The 18,725-nt window shown below is 69.8% G+C and carries 15 protein-coding genes and 1 tRNA gene; 12 read left to right on the top strand and 4 right to left on the bottom strand.

Features of this window, described 5'->3' with window-relative positions; translation table 11 throughout:
- The first annotated feature begins 27 nt into the window (after positions 1–27).
- From dnaA to HS045_RS09010, 9 genes are all read left to right on the top strand, one after another.
- Entirely contained in the window at positions 28–1,860 is a 1,833-nt protein-coding gene (gene dnaA / locus HS045_RS34315) for a chromosomal replication initiator protein DnaA (RefSeq protein ID WP_196450647.1), read from the top strand.
- Positions 1,861–2,447: 587 nt separating this feature from the next.
- Positions 2,448–3,587 carry a DNA polymerase III subunit beta gene (gene dnaN / locus HS045_RS09045; RefSeq protein ID WP_196450646.1) on the top strand — a complete coding sequence of 380 codons (1,140 nt, stop codon included), beginning with the start codon at positions 2,448–2,450 and terminating at the stop codon, positions 3,585–3,587.
- A 247-nt stretch (positions 3,588–3,834) separates the two neighbouring features.
- Positions 3,835–4,779, top strand: a complete 945-nt coding sequence (gene gnd, locus HS045_RS09040) for a phosphogluconate dehydrogenase (NAD(+)-dependent, decarboxylating) (RefSeq protein ID WP_196450645.1) — start codon at positions 3,835–3,837, stop codon at positions 4,777–4,779.
- A 273-nt stretch (positions 4,780–5,052) separates the two neighbouring features.
- The gene (gene recF / locus HS045_RS09035) at positions 5,053–6,339 is read left to right on the top strand and encodes a DNA replication/repair protein RecF (RefSeq protein ID WP_196450644.1); all 1,287 of its coding nucleotides are present in this window, start codon (positions 5,053–5,055) and stop codon (positions 6,337–6,339) included.
- On the top strand, positions 6,329–6,943 hold the full coding sequence (locus tag HS045_RS34310) for a DUF721 domain-containing protein (protein ID WP_196450643.1): 615 nt from the start codon (positions 6,329–6,331) through the stop codon (positions 6,941–6,943). Before recF ends, HS045_RS34310 begins: the two co-directional genes overlap by 11 nt.
- Positions 6,944–7,333: 390 nt before the next feature.
- Positions 7,334–9,280, top strand: a complete 1,947-nt coding sequence (gene gyrB / locus HS045_RS09025; RefSeq protein ID WP_196450642.1) for a DNA topoisomerase (ATP-hydrolyzing) subunit B — start codon at positions 7,334–7,336, stop codon at positions 9,278–9,280.
- A 48-nt stretch (positions 9,281–9,328) separates the two neighbouring features.
- Positions 9,329–11,839, top strand: a complete 2,511-nt coding sequence (gyrA, locus tag HS045_RS09020; RefSeq protein WP_196450641.1) for a DNA gyrase subunit A — start codon at positions 9,329–9,331, stop codon at positions 11,837–11,839.
- A 198-nt stretch (positions 11,840–12,037) separates the two neighbouring features.
- Positions 12,038–12,823 carry a DUF3566 domain-containing protein gene (locus HS045_RS34305; protein ID WP_374191374.1) on the top strand — a complete coding sequence of 262 codons (786 nt, stop codon included), beginning with the start codon at positions 12,038–12,040 and terminating at the stop codon, positions 12,821–12,823.
- Between the two features lie 135 nt (positions 12,824–12,958).
- Positions 12,959–13,032, top strand: a tRNA-Ile gene (locus HS045_RS09010).
- Positions 13,033–13,368: 336 nt separating this feature from the next.
- Here the strand turns inward: HS045_RS09010 and HS045_RS09005 are convergent.
- Positions 13,369–13,608: a hypothetical protein gene (locus HS045_RS09005; protein WP_196450640.1), complete on the bottom strand. Its 240-nt coding sequence runs from the start codon at positions 13,606–13,608 to the stop codon at positions 13,369–13,371.
- Complete coding sequence (locus HS045_RS09000; protein WP_196450639.1) at positions 13,605–13,991, bottom strand: hypothetical protein; 387 nt, start codon at positions 13,989–13,991, stop codon at positions 13,605–13,607. The genes HS045_RS09005 and HS045_RS09000 overlap by 4 nt, the downstream gene beginning before the upstream one ends.
- Before the next feature lie 174 nt (positions 13,992–14,165).
- Between HS045_RS09000 and HS045_RS08995 the strand changes: the two genes are divergently transcribed.
- Both HS045_RS08995 and HS045_RS08990 read left to right on the top strand, forming a co-directional pair.
- On the top strand, positions 14,166–15,443 hold the full coding sequence (locus tag HS045_RS08995) for an XRE family transcriptional regulator (RefSeq protein WP_196450638.1): 1,278 nt from the start codon (positions 14,166–14,168) through the stop codon (positions 15,441–15,443).
- Between the two features lie 43 nt (positions 15,444–15,486).
- The gene (locus HS045_RS08990) at positions 15,487–16,032 is read left to right on the top strand and encodes a hypothetical protein (RefSeq protein WP_196450637.1); all 546 of its coding nucleotides are present in this window, start codon (positions 15,487–15,489) and stop codon (positions 16,030–16,032) included.
- Positions 16,033–16,242: 210 nt separating this feature from the next.
- Here HS045_RS08990 and HS045_RS08985 read toward each other — a convergent pair whose 3' ends face one another.
- Together HS045_RS08985 and HS045_RS08980 are read right to left on the bottom strand one after the other, a co-directional pair.
- Positions 16,243–17,256 (bottom strand): IS630 family transposase, encoded by a 1,014-nt coding sequence (locus tag HS045_RS08985; protein ID WP_196450636.1) that lies wholly within the window; start codon positions 17,254–17,256, stop codon positions 16,243–16,245.
- Positions 17,257–17,316: 60 nt separating this feature from the next.
- Positions 17,317–17,799 (bottom strand): DUF4433 domain-containing protein, encoded by a 483-nt coding sequence (locus HS045_RS08980; protein ID WP_196450635.1) that lies wholly within the window; start codon positions 17,797–17,799, stop codon positions 17,317–17,319.
- A 344-nt stretch (positions 17,800–18,143) separates the two neighbouring features.
- Between HS045_RS08980 and HS045_RS08975 the strand changes: the two genes are divergently transcribed.
- Positions 18,144–18,473 carry a hypothetical protein gene (locus HS045_RS08975; RefSeq protein WP_196450634.1) on the top strand — a complete coding sequence of 110 codons (330 nt, stop codon included), beginning with the start codon at positions 18,144–18,146 and terminating at the stop codon, positions 18,471–18,473.
- The last annotated feature ends 252 nt before the right edge of the window (positions 18,474–18,725 follow it).

Below are 18,725 nucleotides of genomic sequence, written 5' to 3'. Positions count from 1 at the left end.
GACCGCGTCAAGGAGGGGAGCCGGGCCATGGACGAAATGGAACTCGGCGCGGTGTGGGCGCGGGTACTGGCGAGTTCCCTCCACGAGGACGTCCCGCCCATCCACCGGGCGTGGCTGGGTCAGACCGTGCCCTTCGGGCTCATGAACGACACCGTGGTGCTCGCCGCGCCCACCGACTTCGCCCGGGACGTGCTGGAGAACAAGCTCCGGCCCCTGGTCACCCAGGCCCTCTCCCAGGAGATGGGCCGCCCGATGCGGTTCGCGGTCATGGTGGACCCCGCCGCGAGCGCGAACGCGAATCCGGGCCCGGGCGCCGGCGGCGCCGGGCGGACCGGCGGCGCCTCCCGCCCGCGGGAGCCGTATCCCCAGGACGCCGGGACGGGTTATCCACAGGACGCCAAAACGGGTTATCCCCAGGGCAACGGTGCGCAGCAGGGTTATGCACAGGACGGGAACGCCCAGCACCACGGGGGTTCCGGCCAGCAGCACCCCTATCCCGCACCGCACCCGGCCGCACCGCCGTCCACCGACTATCCACAGGCCCGGCCACAGGGCCAGGGGTTCTCCTTCCCCTATCCGCAGGGCGAGGGCGACTATCCCCCGCGGGAGGAGAACGCGCGGCCGTACCGTCCGGCGCCCCCCGCTCCCGCGCCGCCGCCCGCGGAGCAGGACCGCGGCCAGGGGTACGGCGGGCGGGGCTACCCCCCGCAGCCGGCTCCGCCCCGCGCCGAGTCCGGCGCCTTCGAGCGCCCGGCGCCCGGTCCCGTCCCCGCTCCCGCCCAGAACAGGTGGGACGCCCGCGGCGGACGCACGCCCGGGGAGCCGGCCCGGCTGAACCCCAAGTACACCTTCGAGACCTTCGTCATCGGCTCCAGCAACCGCTTCGCGCACGCCGCAGCGGTCGCGGTGGCCGAGGCGCCGGCCAAGGCGTACAACCCGCTGTTCATCTACGGCGACTCCGGTCTGGGCAAGACCCACCTGCTGCACGCGATCGGCCACTACGCGCAGAGCCTCTACGACGGCGCGCGGGTGCGGTACGTCAGCTCGGAGGAGTTCACCAACGACTTCATCAACTCCATCCGCGACCACAAGGCCGACAACTTCCGCGGCCGGTACCGGGCCGTGGACATCCTGCTGGTGGACGACATCCAGTTCCTGGAGGGCAAGGAGCAGACGCAGGAGGAGTTCTTCCACACCTTCAACACCCTGCACAACGCCAACAAGCAGATCGTCATCTCCAGCGACCGGGCGCCCAAGCAGCTGATCACCCTGGAGGACCGGCTGCGCAACCGGTTCGAGTGGGGGCTGATCACCGACGTGCAGCCGCCCGAGCTGGAGACCCGCATCGCGATCCTGCGCAAGAAGGCGATCCAGGAGGGGCTGGCCGCCCCGCCGGAGGTGCTGGAGTACATCGCCAGCCGCATCTCCACCAACATCCGCGAGCTGGAGGGCGCGCTGATCCGGGTGACCGCGTTCGCCAGCCTCAACCGGCAGTCGGTGGACCTGCAGCTCACCGAGGTCGTGCTCAAGGACCTGATCACCGAGGACGCCGACTCCGAGATCACCATCGCCACGATCATGGCCTCGACCGCCACCTACTTCGGCCTGTCGATCGACGACCTGTGCGGCGGCTCGCGCTCGCGGGTCCTGGTGACCGCCCGGCAGATCGCCATGTACCTGTGCCGGGAGCTCACCGACATGTCGCTGCCGAAGATCGGCCAGCAGTTCGGCGGCCGGGACCACACCACGGTCATGCACGCCGACCGGAAGATCCGCTCGCTCATGGCGGAGCGGCGTTCGATCTACAACCAGGTCAACGAGCTCACCACGAGGATCAAGCAGCAGTCCCGCAATGGGTGAAGGATTCACCCACAGATGATGCACAGCCTGTGGAAAACCTTGTGGATCAGCGCTCCTGTCTGCAGAAACCCGGGCGATCAGGAAAATTCGTACAGCCGAGCCGATGATGAGTCAGCCTCACCTTATTCCCCACCTGGGGACAACTCTGGGGAGAACCTGGGGAGAACTTGTTGACAACCTGTGGACGCTCTGTGGACGCCCTGTGTACGGAGTTATCCCCAAGGACAAAACGGTCTCCTACCCCGTGGACAACCTGTGGAAACCTCGTGGATAACCATCGTTTACCGGTGGACGGGAGACCCCTGATCTGGGGATGGCCTGTGGGTAAAGTTCGACTGTCCACAGGACGGCCGGTTTCCCACAGGCGTCGCCCACACCCCCGGTGGATGAAAAAACAGGGTGTGAGCTGCGAAAACGAGGTCCGTCCACAGTTTCCACACCCCCTACTGTGACGACCTCTCTTATCTCTCAAGAAGAAACTCAAGACCCATAGAGGGGTTCCGGGCCAGCGCAGGCGCGCGACAGTGAACACTTGAACCCCCACGGCACCGAGCGGACAGCGCTCGATACACAGGAGGCAGATCCACGTGATGTTCCGGGTCGACCGAGACGTGCTCGCAGAGGCGGTCGCATGGACGGCACGCAGCCTTCCGGCGCGTCCCTCCGTGCCGGTGCTGGCCGGCATGCGCCTCGAGGTCACGGAGGGCGGTCAGCTCAAGCTCTCCGGCTTCGACTACGAGGTCTCCGCGGAGGTGACCCTCGAACTGCAGACGGGCGAGGCCGGAGTGGTGCTCGTCTCCGGCAGGCTCCTCGCCGAGATCACCCGCGCGCTCCCCGCACAGCCTGTGGATTTCGTGGTGGAGGGGGCCAAGGCCGTCGTCACCTGCGGCAGCGCCCGGTTCACCCTGCTCACCATGCCTGTGGAGGACTACCCCTCCCTGCCGGCCATGCCGCCGGCGGCCGGGCGCGTCGGCAGCGACGTGTTCGCCTCCGCGGTCGGCCAGGTCGCGGTGGCCGCGGGCAAGGACGACACGCTGCCGATGCTGACCGGCGTGCGGGTGGAGATCGAGGGCGAGACCGTCACCCTGGCCGCCACCGACCGCTACCGCCTGGCCGTGCGCGAGCTGAAGTGGCAGCCGGAGCAGGCCGACATCTCGGCGATCGCGATGATCCCCGGCAAGACCCTCGCCGACACCGCCAAGGCGCTCGGGTCGACCGGTGCGCAGGTCGAGATCGCGATGAGCTCCGTCGGCGGCACCGGAGAGGGCATGATCGGCTTCTCCAGCGCCGGACGGCGCACCACCACCCGGCTGCTCGACCCGGAGTTCCCCAAGTACCGCTCGCTGCTGCCGACCGAGTTCTCCGCCCGCGCGGACCTGTCCACGGCCTCGTTCGTCGAGGCCGTCAAGCGCGTGGCGCTGGTCGCCGAGCGCAACACCCCGGTCCGGATGGCCTTCCGCGGCGGCGAGGTGGTGCTGGAGGCGGGCAGCGGCGACGAGGCGCAGGCGGTGGAGGTCCTGCCGGTGGACTTCGAGGGCGACGACATCAACATCGCCTTCAACCACCAGTTCCTGCTGGAGGGTCTGCACGCGATCGACTCCGACGTGGCCCGGTTGCAGATGACCACCTCCACCAAGCCCGCCATCCTCACCCCGGGCAAGCCTGTGGACGACGAGAGCGCCTCCGCCTACCGTTACCTGATCATGCCGATCCGGCTGTCGAGCTGACGCGGGGACGGCAGGCCGTCCAGCGCGCCGCTGGGGCGGGCGGGACGGGTGAGGGCGGGGGGAACCCGCCGCAGGTCCGCCGGGCGGGCAGGGAGCCGCTCAGCGCCTCCGGTGCGGGCTTCCACGGCGTGCCGGGCCGTTCGCTCCCGCCCGTCCGGACCCGGGTGGATGAGGGGATCCCGGGAAGGGGATGCTCGTAGGGCACAGCGGTACGGACGGTTTTGGGCGACCCTGAAGGGGACGGCACATGCAGATCGGCATGATCGGACTGGGCAAGATGGGCGGCAACATGGCCGAGCGGCTGCGCCGCGGCGGCCACGAGGTCGTCGGCTACGACCGGGATCCGGGCGTCAGCGACGTCGGCAGCCTGCAGGAGCTGGTGGACCGGTTGCAGACGCCGCGCACGGTGTGGGTCATGGTCCCGGCCGGGGCCCCGACCCAGGCGACGGTCGAGGATCTCGGCAAGCTGCTGTCGGCCGGGGACGTCGTCGTCGACGGCGGCAACTCGCACTACGTGGACGACCAGAAGCACGGCGCCGAGCTGGCGGCCCGCGGGATCGGCTTCGTCGACTGCGGCGTGAGCGGCGGCGTCTGGGGCCTGGAGAACGGCTACGCGCTGATGGTCGGCGGCGCCGAGGCGGACATCGAGCGGCTCCGGCCGGTCTTCGAGACCCTCAAGCCCGAGGGCGAGGACGGCTTCGTCCACGCGGGCCGGATCGGCGCCGGCCACTTCGCGAAGATGGTCCACAACGGCATCGAGTACGGCATGATGCAGGCCTTCGCCGAGGGCTGGGAGCTGCTGGAGGCCGCCGACATCGTGACGGACGTGCCGGGCGCCTTCAAGAGCTGGCGGCAGGGCACGGTCATCCGCTCGTGGCTGCTCGACCTGCTGGTCCGCGCGCTGGACGAGGACGCCGACCTGTCGGGTCTGCGGGGTTACGCCCAGGACTCCGGCGAGGGCCGGTGGACGGTCCAGGCGGCGGTGGACCACGCGGTCCCGCTGCCCGTCATCACCGCCGCGCTGTACGCGCGGTTCGCCTCCCGCCAGGACGACTCCCCCGCCATGAAGATGGTCGCGGCCCTGCGCAACCAGTTCGGCGGGCACGCCGTCACCGCCAAGGAGGGCGAGGTCGCCAAGGGCGCCGACGCCCCCGGCGCCGACGTCGTCCCCCCGGTCGAGGCCCAGGGCTAGGTCCCGCTCCGGTCCACCGCCTGTGGACGGGTACGGCGCGGCGGCGCGCCCGTCCCGCGTCCGTCCACAGGCGGTGGACCGCGGCCCCCTCCGTCCACAGGCGGTGGACCGCGGCCCCCTCCGTCCACAGGTCGTGGACCGCGGCATCCCCGCCGCCGGATGCACCCGCCCGCGCCGACGGTGTCGGCGGTGTCGGCTGTGTCGCTCATGCCCCTTCGGTACGGCCGGGAGCCTCCAGCCACCGCAGGAACGGGAAGGCACTAACGTAACGGCGTGCACGTAGCCCACCTCTCGCTGACCGACTTCCGGTCCTACGACGCCGTGGAACTCGCCCTGGAGCCGGGCGCCGCGGCCTTCGTGGGGCCGAACGGACAGGGCAAGACCAACCTGGTCGAGGCGCTGGGCTACGTGGCCACGCAGTCGAGCCACCGGGTCGCCACCGACGGGCCGCTGGTCCGGCAGGGGGCGGCGCGGGCCGTCGTGCGGTCGGTGGTCGTGCGCGACGACCGACGGGCGCTGGTCGAGCTGGAGATCAATCCCGGCAGGGCCAACCGGGCCCGGCTGAACCGTTCCCCCGTGTCCCGTCCGCGCGACGTCATCGGGCTGCTGCGCACGGTGCTGTTCGCCCCGGAGGACCTGGCCCTGGTCAAGGGCGACCCCGCCGAGCGCCGCCGGTTCCTGGACGACCTGCTGGTGGCCAGGGCCCCGCGGTTCGCCGGGGTCCGCGCCGACTACGACCGGGTGCTCAAGCAGCGCGGGGCCCTGCTGCGCACCGCCGCCCAGGCCAGGCGCGGCGGCCGGAGCCCCGCGCGCAGCGGCCGGCGGGCCGAGAGCGAGGCCGCGTTCGCGGCGGCCGGGGCCGGTGACGTGCTGAGCACGCTGGAGGTCTGGGACGCGCACCTGGCCCGGCACGGAGCCGAACTGCTGGCGGCCCGGCTGGAGCTCGTCGAGGCGCTGCGCCCGCTGGTGGCCGCCTCCTACGCCGCACTGGCGCCCGGCTCCGTACCGGTGGACCTGGAGTACCGCGGCACCCTGTCCACCGGGTCCGCGGGATCTGGAGGATCCGCAGAGTCGGCGGGACCCGCGGGACCCGCAGCGCCCGCGGGACCCGCAGCGCCCGCGGAACCCGCAGCGCCCGCGGCCGTGCACGCGCCCGACCGGGCCGCGCTGGAGGAGGGGCTCCGGGCCGGGCTGCTGGAGGTCCGCGCCGCCGAGCTGGAACGCGGGGTCACCCTCGTCGGGCCGCACCGCGACGACCTCTTCCTCGGCCTGGGGGAGCTGCCCGCGCGCGGCTACGCCAGCCACGGAGAGTCCTGGTCGTTCGCCCTGGCCCTCCGGCTGGCCGCCTACGACCTGCTCCGGGCCGACGGCGGCGACCCGGTGCTGATCCTCGACGACGTCTTCGCCGAGCTGGACGCGCAGCGCCGCCGTCGGCTGGCCGAGCTCGTCGCCCCCGCCGAACAGGTGCTGATCACCGCCGCGGTCCCCGACGACGTGCCCGCGGAGCTGGCCGGAGCCCGGTTCGACGTGGCGGAGGGGAGCGTGACCCGTGTCCGCTGAGCGGGCGCCCGAGCCGGAGACGGCGCCGGCCGGAGACGGGGAGGCCTCCGCGCCGGGCTCCGGCACCGCGCCGGGAGCCGCGCCGGGAGCCGCGCCGGGCTCCGGCGGGGGGACCGCGAGGAACGCCGCAGCCAGGGGAGCGGCGCTGGCCAGGGAGAAACTGGCCCAGGCGAAGGCCGACGCGGCCAAGCGCGGTCAGCTGCCGCGCGAGCCCCGGCGCAAGGCCGCGGGACCGCGCCGGGCGTCGGGGGACCCGCAGCTCTTCGGACAGGCCATCACCGACCTGCTCGCCGACCGGGGCTGGAAGGAGCCGGTGGCGGTCGGCGGGGTCTTCGGGCGCTGGCACGAGATCGTCGGCCCGGAGATGGCCGCGCACACCACGCCGGAGGGCTTCGACGACGGCGAGGTCCTGGTGGTCGCCGACTCCACCGCCTGGGCCTCGCAGGTGCGGTGGCTGGCCGGGCAGGTGGTCAGGCGGCTGAACGAGGAACTCGGGGACGGGACCGTACGGCGCATCAACGTGCAGGGGCCGCAGAACGCCCCGCGGCACACCGGGGGCCTGCGGGTGACCGGGAGCCGGGGGCCGGGCGACACCTACGGGTGACCGTCGGCGGGACGCCCGCGGACGGACGGCACCTACGGGTGACCGTCGGCGGGACGCCCGCGGACGGACGGCATGCGGATCGGGCTCCCCTCCCCTGCTCGACCGGGCCGAAACGGATCAGCGGCCCTCTGGAGCGCCGACTTCCATCCCCGTAGGGGGATGCTCGAAACGGTGATCGACTCGTCTGGGAGGCTTTCAGGCCCCGTCAATGCCGCACGATGTGTCCGGAGCCGCTAGAATGAAACAGGATTCCGGACACGTCCGTTTGCGCGTCGCCCCGGCAGGAGCGCCGATTCCCTCGGGTGAGCGCATCGGGGCATTCACGACGGTGACGGGCACGGCGGAGCTGATGTGCTCTCGCCGCGTGTCCTCGGCAGGAGGATTTCACACTTGTCCTACGACGCTAGCTCAATCACCGTTCTCGAAGGGCTTGAGGCGGTCCGCAAACGCCCGGGCATGTACATCGGATCGACCGGGGAGCGCGGCCTCCACCACCTCGTCTACGAGGTCGTGGACAACTCCGTCGACGAGGCCCTCGCCGGGCACGCCGACCGGATCGAGGTCACGCTCCTGGCCGACAACGGCGTCAGGGTCGTCGACAACGGCCGGGGCATCCCCGTCGGCCTGCACCCCGTCGAGAAGCGTCCCGCGGTCGAGGTCGTCCTGACCGTGCTGCACGCGGGCGGCAAGTTCGACAGCAAGTCCTACGCGGTCTCCGGCGGCCTGCACGGCGTGGGCGTCTCCGTGGTCAACGCGCTGTCCACCCGGCTGGATGTGGAGATCCGCACCGACGGCCACCACTGGCGGCAGAGCTACGCCGACACCCGGCCCACCGGCCCGCTGGTCAAGGGCGAGCCGACGGACGAGACCGGCACCTCCATCACCTTCTGGGCCGACGAGACCATCTTCGAGACCACCACGTGGAACTTCGAGACGCTCTCGCGCCGCTTCCAGGAGATGGCCTTCCTGAACAAGGGCCTGACGATCTCCCTGCGGGACGAGCGGCCCGACCACGGCGTCGAGGACGGGCCCACCGAGGTCGTCTACCACTACGAGGGCGGCCTGTCCGACTTCGTCCGGCACCTCAACTCCAAGAAGGAGCCCGCCCACGTCTCGGTGATCGACTTCGAGGAGCACGGCGACGGCATCTCGGTCGAGATCGCCATGCAGTGGAACAACTCCTACAGCGAGTCGGTCTACACCTTCGCCAACACGATCAACACGGCCGAGGGCGGCACCCACGAGGAGGGCTTCCGCGCCGCGCTGACGTCGATCGTCAACCGCTACGCGCGCGAGCAGAAGTTCCTCAAGGAGGGCAAGGACGACAACCTGTCCGGTGAGGACATCCGCGAGGGGCTCACCGCGATCATCTCGGTGAAGCTGGCCGACCCGCAGTTCGAGGGCCAGACCAAGACCAAGCTGGGCAACACCGAGGCCAAGTCGTTCGTCCAGAAGGCCTGCAACGACCACCTGCGCGACTGGTTCGAGCGCAACCCGGGCGAGGCCAAGGACGTCATCAACAAGTCCCTGCAGGCCGCCCGCGCCCGCATCGCGGCCCGCCAGGCCCGCGACCTCACCCGGCGCAAGTCGCTGCTGGAGTCGGGTTCCGGCCTGCCCGGCAAGCTGGCCGACTGCCAGTGGAGCGACCCGGAGAAGTGCGAGCTGTTCATCGTCGAGGGCGACTCGGCGGGCGGCTCGGCCAAGGGCGGCCGCGACTCCAAGTTCCAGGCCATCCTGCCCATCCGCGGCAAGATCCTGAACGTGGAGAAGGCCCGCATCGACCGGGTGCTCAAGAACGCCGAGGTCCAGGCGCTGATCACCGCGATGGGCACCGGGGTGCACGACGAGTTCGACATCGCCAAGCTCCGCTACCACAAGCTCATCCTGATGGCGGACGCCGACGTCGACGGCCAGCACATCAACACGCTCCTGCTCACGCTGCTGTTCCGCTTCATGCGCCCGCTGATCGAGGCCGGCCACGTCTACCTCTCCCAGCCCCCGCTCTACAAGATCAAGTGGGACCGCCGGGGCGAGGACGCCTCCTACGCCTACTCCGACCCCGAGCGCGACGCGATCATCGAGGACGGCATCGCCCGGGGCAAGCGCGACCCGCGCGCGCACGACGGCATCCAGCGCTTCAAGGGCCTGGGCGAGATGAACGCCGCCCAGCTCTGGGAGACCACGATGAACCCCGAGACGCGGCTCCTGCGCCAGGTCACCCTGGACGACGCGGCCCAGGCCGACGAGCTGTTCAGCGTCCTCATGGGAGAGGACGTGGAGGCCCGCCGCTCCTTCATCATCAGGAACGCGCGGGACGTGCGCTTCCTCGATGTGTAGCGGCAGCCGTACCGACCCTCTCCGACTCCCGAAAAGGATCCACCACCCGTGACGGACGTGAACCTCCCGCCCGCGCCCGCGGAACGCATCGAGCCGGTCGACATCCAGTCGGAGATGCAGCGCAGCTACATGGACTACGCGATGTCCGTCATCGTGTCCCGCGCGCTGCCCGACGTCCGCGACGGACTCAAGCCGGTCCACCGCCGCGTGCTCTACGCGATGTACGACGGCGGCTACCGGCCCGACCGCGGCTACTTCAAGTGCTCCCGCGTCGTCGGCGACGTGATGGGCTCCTACCACCCGCACGGCGACTCCTCGATCTACGGGACCGTCGTACGGCTGGCGCAGCCCTGGGCGCTGCGCTACACCCTGGTCGACGGCCAGGGCAACTTCGGATCGCCGGGCAACGACATGCCGGCCGCCATGCGCTACACCGAGTGCAAGCTCGCGCCGATCGCCATGGAGATGATCCGTGACATCGACAAGGACACCGTCGACTTCCAGCCCAACTACGACGGGCGCTCGCAGGAGCCGCTGGTCCTGCCGTCGCGGTTCCCGAACCTGCTGGTCAACGGGTCGGCCGGCATCGCGGTCGGCATGGCGACCAACATCCCGCCGCACAACCTGCGCGAGGTGGCCGAGGGCGTCAAGTGGGCCCTGCAGCACCCCGAGGCGGGCGACGACGAGCTGCTCGAGGCGCTGATCGAGCGGGTCAAGGGGCCCGACTTCCCGACCGGCGCGCTCATCGTCGGCCGCCGCGGCATCGACGACGCCTACCGGACCGGCCGCGGGTCGATCACCATGCGGGCGATCGTCGAGGTCGAGGAGGACGCCAAGGGCCGCCAGTGCCTGGTCATCACCGAGCTGCCCTACATGGTCAACCCGGACAACCTGGCGCTGTCGATCGCCGAGTCGGTCAAGGACGGCCGGATCAGCGGCATCGCCGACGTCCGGGACGAGAGCTCCTCCCGGGTCGGGCAGCGCCTGGTCATCGTGCTCAAGCGCGACGCGGTCGCCAAGGTCGTGCTGAACAACCTCTACAAGCACACCCAGCTGCAGACCACCTTCGGCGCCAACATGCTGGCCCTGGTGGACGGCGTGCCGCGCACCCTCAGGCTCGACCAGTTCGTCCGGCACTACATCGACCACCAGATCGAGGTCGTCGTCCGCCGGACGCGCTACCTGCTGCGCAAGGCCGAGGAGCGGGCCCACATCCTGAGCGCGCTGCTCAAGGCGCTCGACCGGATGGACGAGGTCATCGCCCTGATCCGCAGATCGCCCTCGGCGTCCGAGGCGCAGGGCGGTCTGATGGCGCTGCTGGAGATCGACCAGATCCAGGCGCAGGCCATCCTCGACATGCAGCTGCGCAAGCTGGCCGCCCTGGAGCGGCAGCAGATCATCGACGAGTACGACTCGCTGATGGCGCAGATCACCGACTACCAGGCCATCCTCGCCTCGCCCGAGCGGCAGCGCACGATCGTCTTCGACGAGCTCTCCGAGATCACCGCGAAGTACGGCGACGAGCGCAAGACGGAGATCATCGCCTATGAGGCGGACATGTCGATCGAGGACCTCCTCGCCGAGGAGGACATGGTCGTCACGATCACCCGGGGCGGGTACGCCAAGCGCACCAACACCGACCTCTACCGGGCGCAGAAGCGCGGCGGCAAGGGGGTGCGCGGCGCGCAGCTCCGCCAGGACGACATCGTCGACCACTTCTTCGTCACCACGACGCACCACTGGCTGCTGTTCTTCACGAACAAGGGGCGCGTCTACCGGGTCAAGGCCTACGAGCTGCCCGACGCCGGCCGGGACGCCCGCGGCCAGCACCTGGCGAACCTGCTGGCCATGCAGCCGGACGAGGTCGTGATGGAGGTCCTGGCGATGCGCGACTACGACGTCGCGCCGTACCTCGTGCTGGCCACCCGGAGCGGTCTGGTGAAGAAGACACGCCTGGCCGAATACGACTCGCCGCGCACCGGTGGCCTCATCGCCATCAATCTGCGCGAAGATGACGAAGTGATCGCAGCACGGTTGGTGTCGGAGGAGGACGACCTCCTGATGGTCTCCCGCAACGCCCAGTCCATCCGCTTCACCGCCTCCGACGAGGCGCTGCGGCCGATGGGACGGGCGACCAGCGGCGTGATCGGCATGCGCTTCCTGGACGGCGACGAGCTCCTCGCGATGAACCGGATCGCCGACGGTGACGACGTGCTGGTCGCCACCGAGGGCGGCTATGCCAAGCGCACCCCGGCGGATCAGTACCCTGTGCAGGGCCGAGGCGGCAAGGGCGTGCTGACCGCGAAGATCGTCAGCGCTCGTGGCAGGCTTGTCGGCGCGGTGATGGTGCGGGCCGAGGACGAGGTCTTCGCGATCACGTCGGGCGGCGGGGTCATCCGTACCAGCGCCGGGGAGATCAAGCAGTCGGGCCGCCAGACCATGGGGGTGCGGCTGATGAACCTGAGCGAGGGGGACAGCGTCGTGGCCCTCGCCCGCAACGCCGAGGCGCTGGAGAGCTCCGAGGCGTTGGAGATCGAGGAAAACGGGGAAGGGGAGTAGCCGGTGAGCGCTCAGGCCAGTTCGGGTCGACGGCCGTCCTCGCCTTCCCGACCGAAACGCGAGCAGGTGACGGAGAAGATGGACAAGGCCACTGAAGCGGATGTCGTGGAGGTGGTCGAGTCCCCGGCCGACGGCCGGGCCTCCGCGCCGGAGACCGGCGGTTCGGCGACCGACGAGACCACCGAGGGCAGGTCCGGTATGACCAAGGCGAACGACGACGAGAAGCCGGCCGACTCCACGGTGCGGATCCGCCCGGCCTCCGCCGACGCTGGCCCGTCCTGGTCGCCCGGGGCCGCGGGGTCGCCGCCGTCCCCGCCGCGGAACCCGGCCGGTCCGGCAGGCCCGGCCTCCGGCGGCCCGGCGGCGGGCGCGGCCCCGGCCGGTACGGTTCCGGGCCCGAGCGCCGCTCCCCGCCCGGGAGCGGCTCCCCGGGCCGGCAACGGCGCCTCCTCGCCGAACGCCGGGAACACCGGGAACGTGAGGAACACCGGGACCGCCGGGAACGCGGCGAGCCCTGTGAGCACGGTCGACGGGAAGGCCCCGGGCTCGGCCTCCCCGCTGCGGATGGACGGGAGGAAGTCCTCGGACTCCTCCGCGCCCAGGACGCCCCGCAAGGCGCACCTGGTCCTGCGCAGGATCGAGCCGTGGTCGGCCATGAAGTTCAGCTTCGTGGTCTCCCTGGTCTGCTTCGTGGTGCTGTTCGTCGCGGTCGCGGTGCTCTACATGGTGCTGAACGCGCTCGGCGTCTTCGACTCGATCATCCAGATCGTGAACCAGTTCACCGTCCCGGACGGCAAGGCCTCCGAGACCAGCTTCGACATCTCCCCCTGGTTCGAGCCGGTCCGGATCCTCGGCTACACCGCGCTGATCGGCGCGGTGAACGTGGTGCTCATCACCGCCCTGTCCACCTTGGGCGCGGTCATCTACAACGTCGCCTCCGACCTCGTGGGCGGCGTCGAGGTGACCTTCAGCGAGGCCGAGTAACCGCTCGTGCCACGTCCCCGGGCGGGAATGCGGGGACGTGGCACGAGCAGGTCCCGGAACACGGTAGGCTTTTCCCTGTTCGAGCGGCCGGATTCGCCTTCCCCCCGGGGATGCGGTACGGTTTCCGCACGACGAGGGGCTATAGCTCAGACGGTTAGAGCGCTTCCCTGATAAGGAAGAGGTCCCAGGTTCAAGTCCTGGTAGCCCCACACAGTTCACAGGCCATTTCCCGCGACGGGAAGTGGCCTTTTTGATCTCTTGGGTGACTGACCGAATGACTACGCTCCCCCGCTGCCATGGGGAAAGATGGGGTAAGCCCGCCGCCCGCCGCTCTGAAAATCCGCTGTACCGAACGAACTCACCCCACGTGGTGCGCGCCGCCGCCTGCCGCCCCGCTTCCGGTGCTCAGCCCTGGCGGGCTTGCGCTCCGGGTCGGGTTGCCATTGGATGACGCGGCCGGCCGGGGAGGCATCCGGAACGAAGCCGGGTGATGTGCGTAGAGGCGTGGCGGCGCCGTCCCTCCAGATCCACGCCGCCACGCCCGCCTACGAGGCGCGATCCCGGCTCGTCGCGATGCGCTGCCAGGGCCGCTGTTCCAGCCGGGTCTCCTCCTCCAGACGACGCGCCAGTTCGGTCGGACTCGTTCCGCAGCGGATCTCGGACAGGCCGTGCTCCTGCGCGTACACCGACAGGGAGGTCCGCCGCACGGCGTACCAGCCGCCGACCACGGCCGGGGAGATGATCCACATCTGTCCGTAGCGCCGTCTCAGTTCCTCCGGCGTCACCGCTGCTCCGGCCACAGGGCCGCGATCAGGTTCACCACCAGGTACGGGTCATCGTTGCGGAACGGCTGGAGACCGGAAGCCGTACGCAGCCACACCAGGTAACCGGAGCAGGAATCCACGGTCACGGTGGCATCGCACCGGCCTTCGGGGTCGAGCACGGTCAGTTCCGGCGGGTAGCGGTCCATCCAGTAGCGCCGCATCGGTTTGTCCGGCCAGGAGTGGTCGGCCGCGCGGTCGGCGAACAAGCCGAGGCTGATCCTGTGGTGGCACCGGGTGCGGATGCCTCGCTCTTTCAGCAGCCGTTGCACCACGGCCAGGGCCTTGTCCTGGTGCTCTGCGGTGGTCTCGTCCACGACGGACGGGGCGGCTCTACAGTTGTCCATGGGTCGCACCTCCAGTGTGCGATCAAGGGACCCGTACGGCGCTGAGATCGCCTGCGGGTCCCGCTTTTCGCGGTCCTTCCATCACATCGCCGCAGACACGCCCGCTGACAGTGCGAGTAAGGGAGACTGGGGGAGAGACGAGCGGATCCCCCACTCTCCCCCGAGGTGTACGCGATGCGCGATCTTCCGGGCTGGGCCGTACGGCTGCGCGACGAGCGACGGCAACGGCTGTGGACGCAGCGGGACATGGCCAAGCACCTCGCCGAGGCCGCCGACGCACGCACCCGTGACCGCCTGCCCGAACGCGAGTCCCTGGTCCGCATGATCAAGGACTGGGAAGCGGGCAGGCACCAGCCCAAAGACCCCTACCGCGTCCTGTACTGCCGCGTGTTCGGCACCGACGAGGCCGAGTTGTTCGGCGATCGCCGGACGGTGCGGGACCGTACGGTCACCGAGACGTTGAGCGTGCCGGTCCCCGCGCTGCCGCTGCCGACCATCGCGCCCGACGCGGACTTGTTCGAGCGGATCACCCGCACCGTCGAGCACCCCGGCCGGGTCGACCGGCAAACCGTGGCGTGGCTGGAGACCTGCCTGGCCGAACACCGCAAGGTCGAGGACACCATCGGTGCCCGCCCGCTGCTCGGGATCGTGCGCCGGCAGCTCGGCGTGGTGGTCGAGCTGGCCCAGCACGCCCGTGGCCCGCTCGCCGACGCGGTGGTGGACCTGGCCGCGCAGTACGCCCAGTTCGTCGCGTGGATGTCGCTGGACGTCGACGACCAGGCCGCCGCACTCGCCTGGTACGACCGCGCGCACGACTGGGCGCTGGAGATCGGTGATGTGAACATGGCCACCACCACGCTCAGCATGAAGGCCCACCAGGCGTGGAGCGCGGGCAACGCCCGCAGGTGCGTACGGCTCGCCGACGCGGCCCGCTGGCACGACGGCCGGGTCACCCCGGGGGTGAGGGGGATGGCCGCGCAGATGGCCGCCCGGGGGCACGCGCTCGCCGGCGACGCCCGGCCCGCCCGCACCCTTCTGGCCGAGGCCGAGGCCCTGATCCGCCGGGCCGCCGAACACGCCGACGACGAGCCCGCGTGGATGTACTTCTACGACGAGACGTGGTTCCGCCTCCAGCGCGGCATGACCGAACTGCAACTCGGCAACTGGCCCAAGGCGATCGACCTGCTGACGGAAGGGCTGTCCGGCCTGCCGGAGAGCTACAAGCGCGACCGCGCCTGGTACGGCTCCTGCCTGGCCAAGGCCCACGCCGAGGCCGGCGACGCGGCGGCGGCCGTGGCGGTGAGCCTGCCCGTCGTGGTTGACGCCGTCGAGCTGAACCGCCACGCTCGTAAGGAACTGATCGACGTCGCAGCCCTTCTCAAGCAGCGGAAGTCATCCCAGGCGATCCTCTTGCAGGAGGCGATCGCGGCTGCCGGCCGTACAGGCGAATGATGATTGCTTCTGAGGGAGTCCTGATCTTCGATAGGTTCTGGTCGTGTCCACCGATATCGACCCTGCCTGCGAGCAACTCGTGAAGGCGCTTCGTGATCATGCTGCCGTGCTGTCCCAGAGCGACGCCTCATCGGCGACGGTGGCCTCCGCCATCCAAGAGGTCAGATCAGCCGCACGCTCGTACACGGACGCGATCTTCGATTCCACAGGGTGGGGCAACGTCTTCGCCGACATCTACAAGGATGAAGACGAAGATGACGATGAGAGTGAGGAGACGTTTACCGCCCCTGAAGCCGCGCTGAGGGTGAGCCTGGAAGCGCGATGGGACTTCGTGGTGGAGAACCCCGACGCCCTGATGCGTTACGTCTGTCAGCGTCTGATCGAGAACGACTGGGACGAGCAACAGGCGGTGGACCACACCGACTCTCCCGAAGGGGCGATGAACACATTGTTCGACCTGGACGGGTGGGATGTGGACGACTACGCCGAACAGGGTGTGGAGCGGGCGGGAAACGGCTGGTCCGTGTATCGCATCGAGAAGACCTTGTACGAGATGGACCATGCCGAGCGGTCGGAGACGGGCTTCTGACGAGCCTGCCGAATGATGGTCACTGGGTGACGAACTGAGTGACAACCGTCCTGGACATTGCCGGACGGCGGTGGATCACCGTGGACCGTACGCGCAGGTGGGAGCGGGTGTGATCCATGGTCCCGCTCCCACCGGCCTTGCCTGATAAGGAAGAGGTCCCAGGTTCAAGTCCTGGTACTGAGCTGATCGTAAGTTCTGGGACTATCAGCGCTACGGCCTGATGTAGGACAGATGCGGGTCGGCGAAGAAGGCCCGGACGATGCCCGGGCACTTTTGCAGCCGGCGCAGGCTGGAATGCATAGCCGCGGCCAGTTCATGCTCATCGGCCACCGCCTCACGAGCCGCCCGGGCCTTGACGTTCTGATTGACCCACTCATCGGGGTTGAGATCCGGCGCGTACGCCGGCAGGAAGAACAGCCGCAGCCGACCGCCGGTCCGCGCGACGAAATCGCGCACCGCTCGGGCGGTGTGGATGGAGGAGCCGTCGACGATCAGGACGATCGGCCGACGGATGGTGCGCAGCAACTGCGCGCAGAAACCCAGGAACGCCCACCGATCCATTGACCCGTGCGCCAACCGATAACGCAGGGTGCCATCGACGCCGATGGCCGAGAACATCTTCACCGACCGGCGGCCCGCCCCCGCCTGCACGATCGGGGTCCGCCCGACCAACCCCCACGTCGTGCCCGAACGGTGATCGACGCGCATGCTCATCTCATCAGCGAACAGCACCACCGCCCCGCGCCGCTGCGCGTTGCGGCGGACCCGCGGGAAGAGTGTGCTCACCCAGGAAGTGACGGCCGCCTCATCACGCCGCGGCGACCGGTAGACCGGACGCTGCACCGACAGGCCCAGATCGTGCAGCAGTCGCCCGGCCGCCGCCACCGACATCCCGATGCCGAACCAGGCCGCGATCACCATCGCCACCAGTGCCCGTGTCCACAGCACCACCGCCGTGCCCAGCACCTGGCGGGGCGTGGCATCGCGCACCACCGCCTGGACGCTCTGTTCCTGGCCGGGCCTCAGCTTCCGCGGCCGACCCGGCGCCTTCTTGATCCGCAGCGCCTCAGTGCCGCCCGTCCGCGCCTGGCGTTTCCACCGGAACACCGATTCGCGACCCACGTCCAGCGCGTCGGCCACCCGATCCGGCGACATTCCCTGCTTCAACAGCCGGAGGGCGAAGACCTTCTCCTCGAACGTCGCTCTGCGACCTTTCCTGGCCATACTTCCAGCATGCCCCCGCCGGGATCCGATCTCCCGCCGCCCCCGGCCAAGTATCAGAACTTACGATCGGCTCAGTATCCGCGAACCGTCCTCTGGTGTGTTGGCCCATAGCCTGGCCTCCAGGACTTCGCGGTCGAGGTGAGTCTCGAGTCCGGCGACCTGATCGGTGAACGTGGCCGTGGCCAGCGCGGCGTTGAGATCACTGGCCACCCAGCTCAGGTTGTACGCCTGGACTCGGGAGAGCCGGGTCACGAGGTAGATCAGCTCGTCCTGGCTCCGCTGGTATCCGCTCACGCCACCCTTGTGGATGCGGTACAGCATCGGAGACCGAGGTGCGAAGTAGAAAGGGACGTAGTCGGCGACCACGCCACCGGGCCCGATCGGCACACGGTTCAACCTGCGGCGTTCCTTGATTCCCGGCTCGGCGCATTCGACTGACACGTGGGGGTTGCGGCCATCCGCCAGCAACCCCTCGGCCGTGATTCCCGGCAGGTTGTCCACATGGGTGAAGTGGTACGACCAGGGATCCTGCAGGTTCAACATCGGATTCGTCATCGTACTGGGACGCGGATCTCCGGCGGGATCTCGTGAACGAAAACATGGCTGTTCACAGGCTGGAGTCGCGCTCTGGTCGTACGTCGTACAACGTCCTCACCTGCACCCAGCCGATCCTCTGCGCACGAGCCGCACCAGCTGGTCATACGTCGGCAGGCATCACTCTGACCTGGGGCGCCGGTGGTTCGACGCCCGTGATCGCGTCGCTGTCGATCGCGTGAACGGGAACGGTCGGCGGTACGGCCAGGCGGGCCGATCGGCGCGCTCGGCTGTCGTAGACGTCTGGGACGCTGAGCCGTGACGGCCCCGATCGGCTGCAATGGAGGGCGGGCATGGGATTCGTGGGCGGGATCTGGCGGGTGCTGCGCGGGCGGGAGCTCGTCGGGGAGATCACCATTGAGGACGCCGACTTCCCGTGGCTGGGCGGGCACTTCACTCCCGGTCCGGCGTTCGCCGAGGTGAAGCCGCTGTTCGATCGCGATCTCGAACTGATGGAGGAGGGGAGGTGGGACGAATGGGAGGAGGTGTACGAAGAGATCCGGAAGGCCGTCTCCATGGCGGCGCCGTCCGGTCCCGTCGCGGAGTTCCTCCTGCACATCGAGGAGGACGAGGCGTGGTTCCGCTGGAGTGCGGAACCGTTCGAGGAGAGCCGGGTGCGGTGACCGCCCCCGCCCGCTCGGCCGCGATCTCGTAGATCCGCCTTTCGCGAAGGCCCACGCCGAGTACGGGATGGATTCCGCAGCGTCATCGTGTGCGGCTGGCCGAAATCGTCCGCGCGGATTATCCGCCGTTGTCGGGCGCCCTTTTCCCGCTGTCGTCCATGGAATCGACGCATCCACCCGACCGTCGTTTCCGCCGTTCCGGAGACGACCGGCGCCGCGGTGAACGCCGCATTCTCGATACGGATGCCGCTT

Origin of the sequence: Planomonospora sp. ID82291, from assembly GCF_015711645.1 — a bacterium.
In the GTDB taxonomy this organism is placed as follows: Bacteria; Actinomycetota; Actinomycetes; order Streptosporangiales; family Streptosporangiaceae; genus Planomonospora.
The sequence above is the reverse complement of the archived record's forward strand: the minus strand, read 5'-3'. Positions and strand labels throughout refer to the sequence as shown.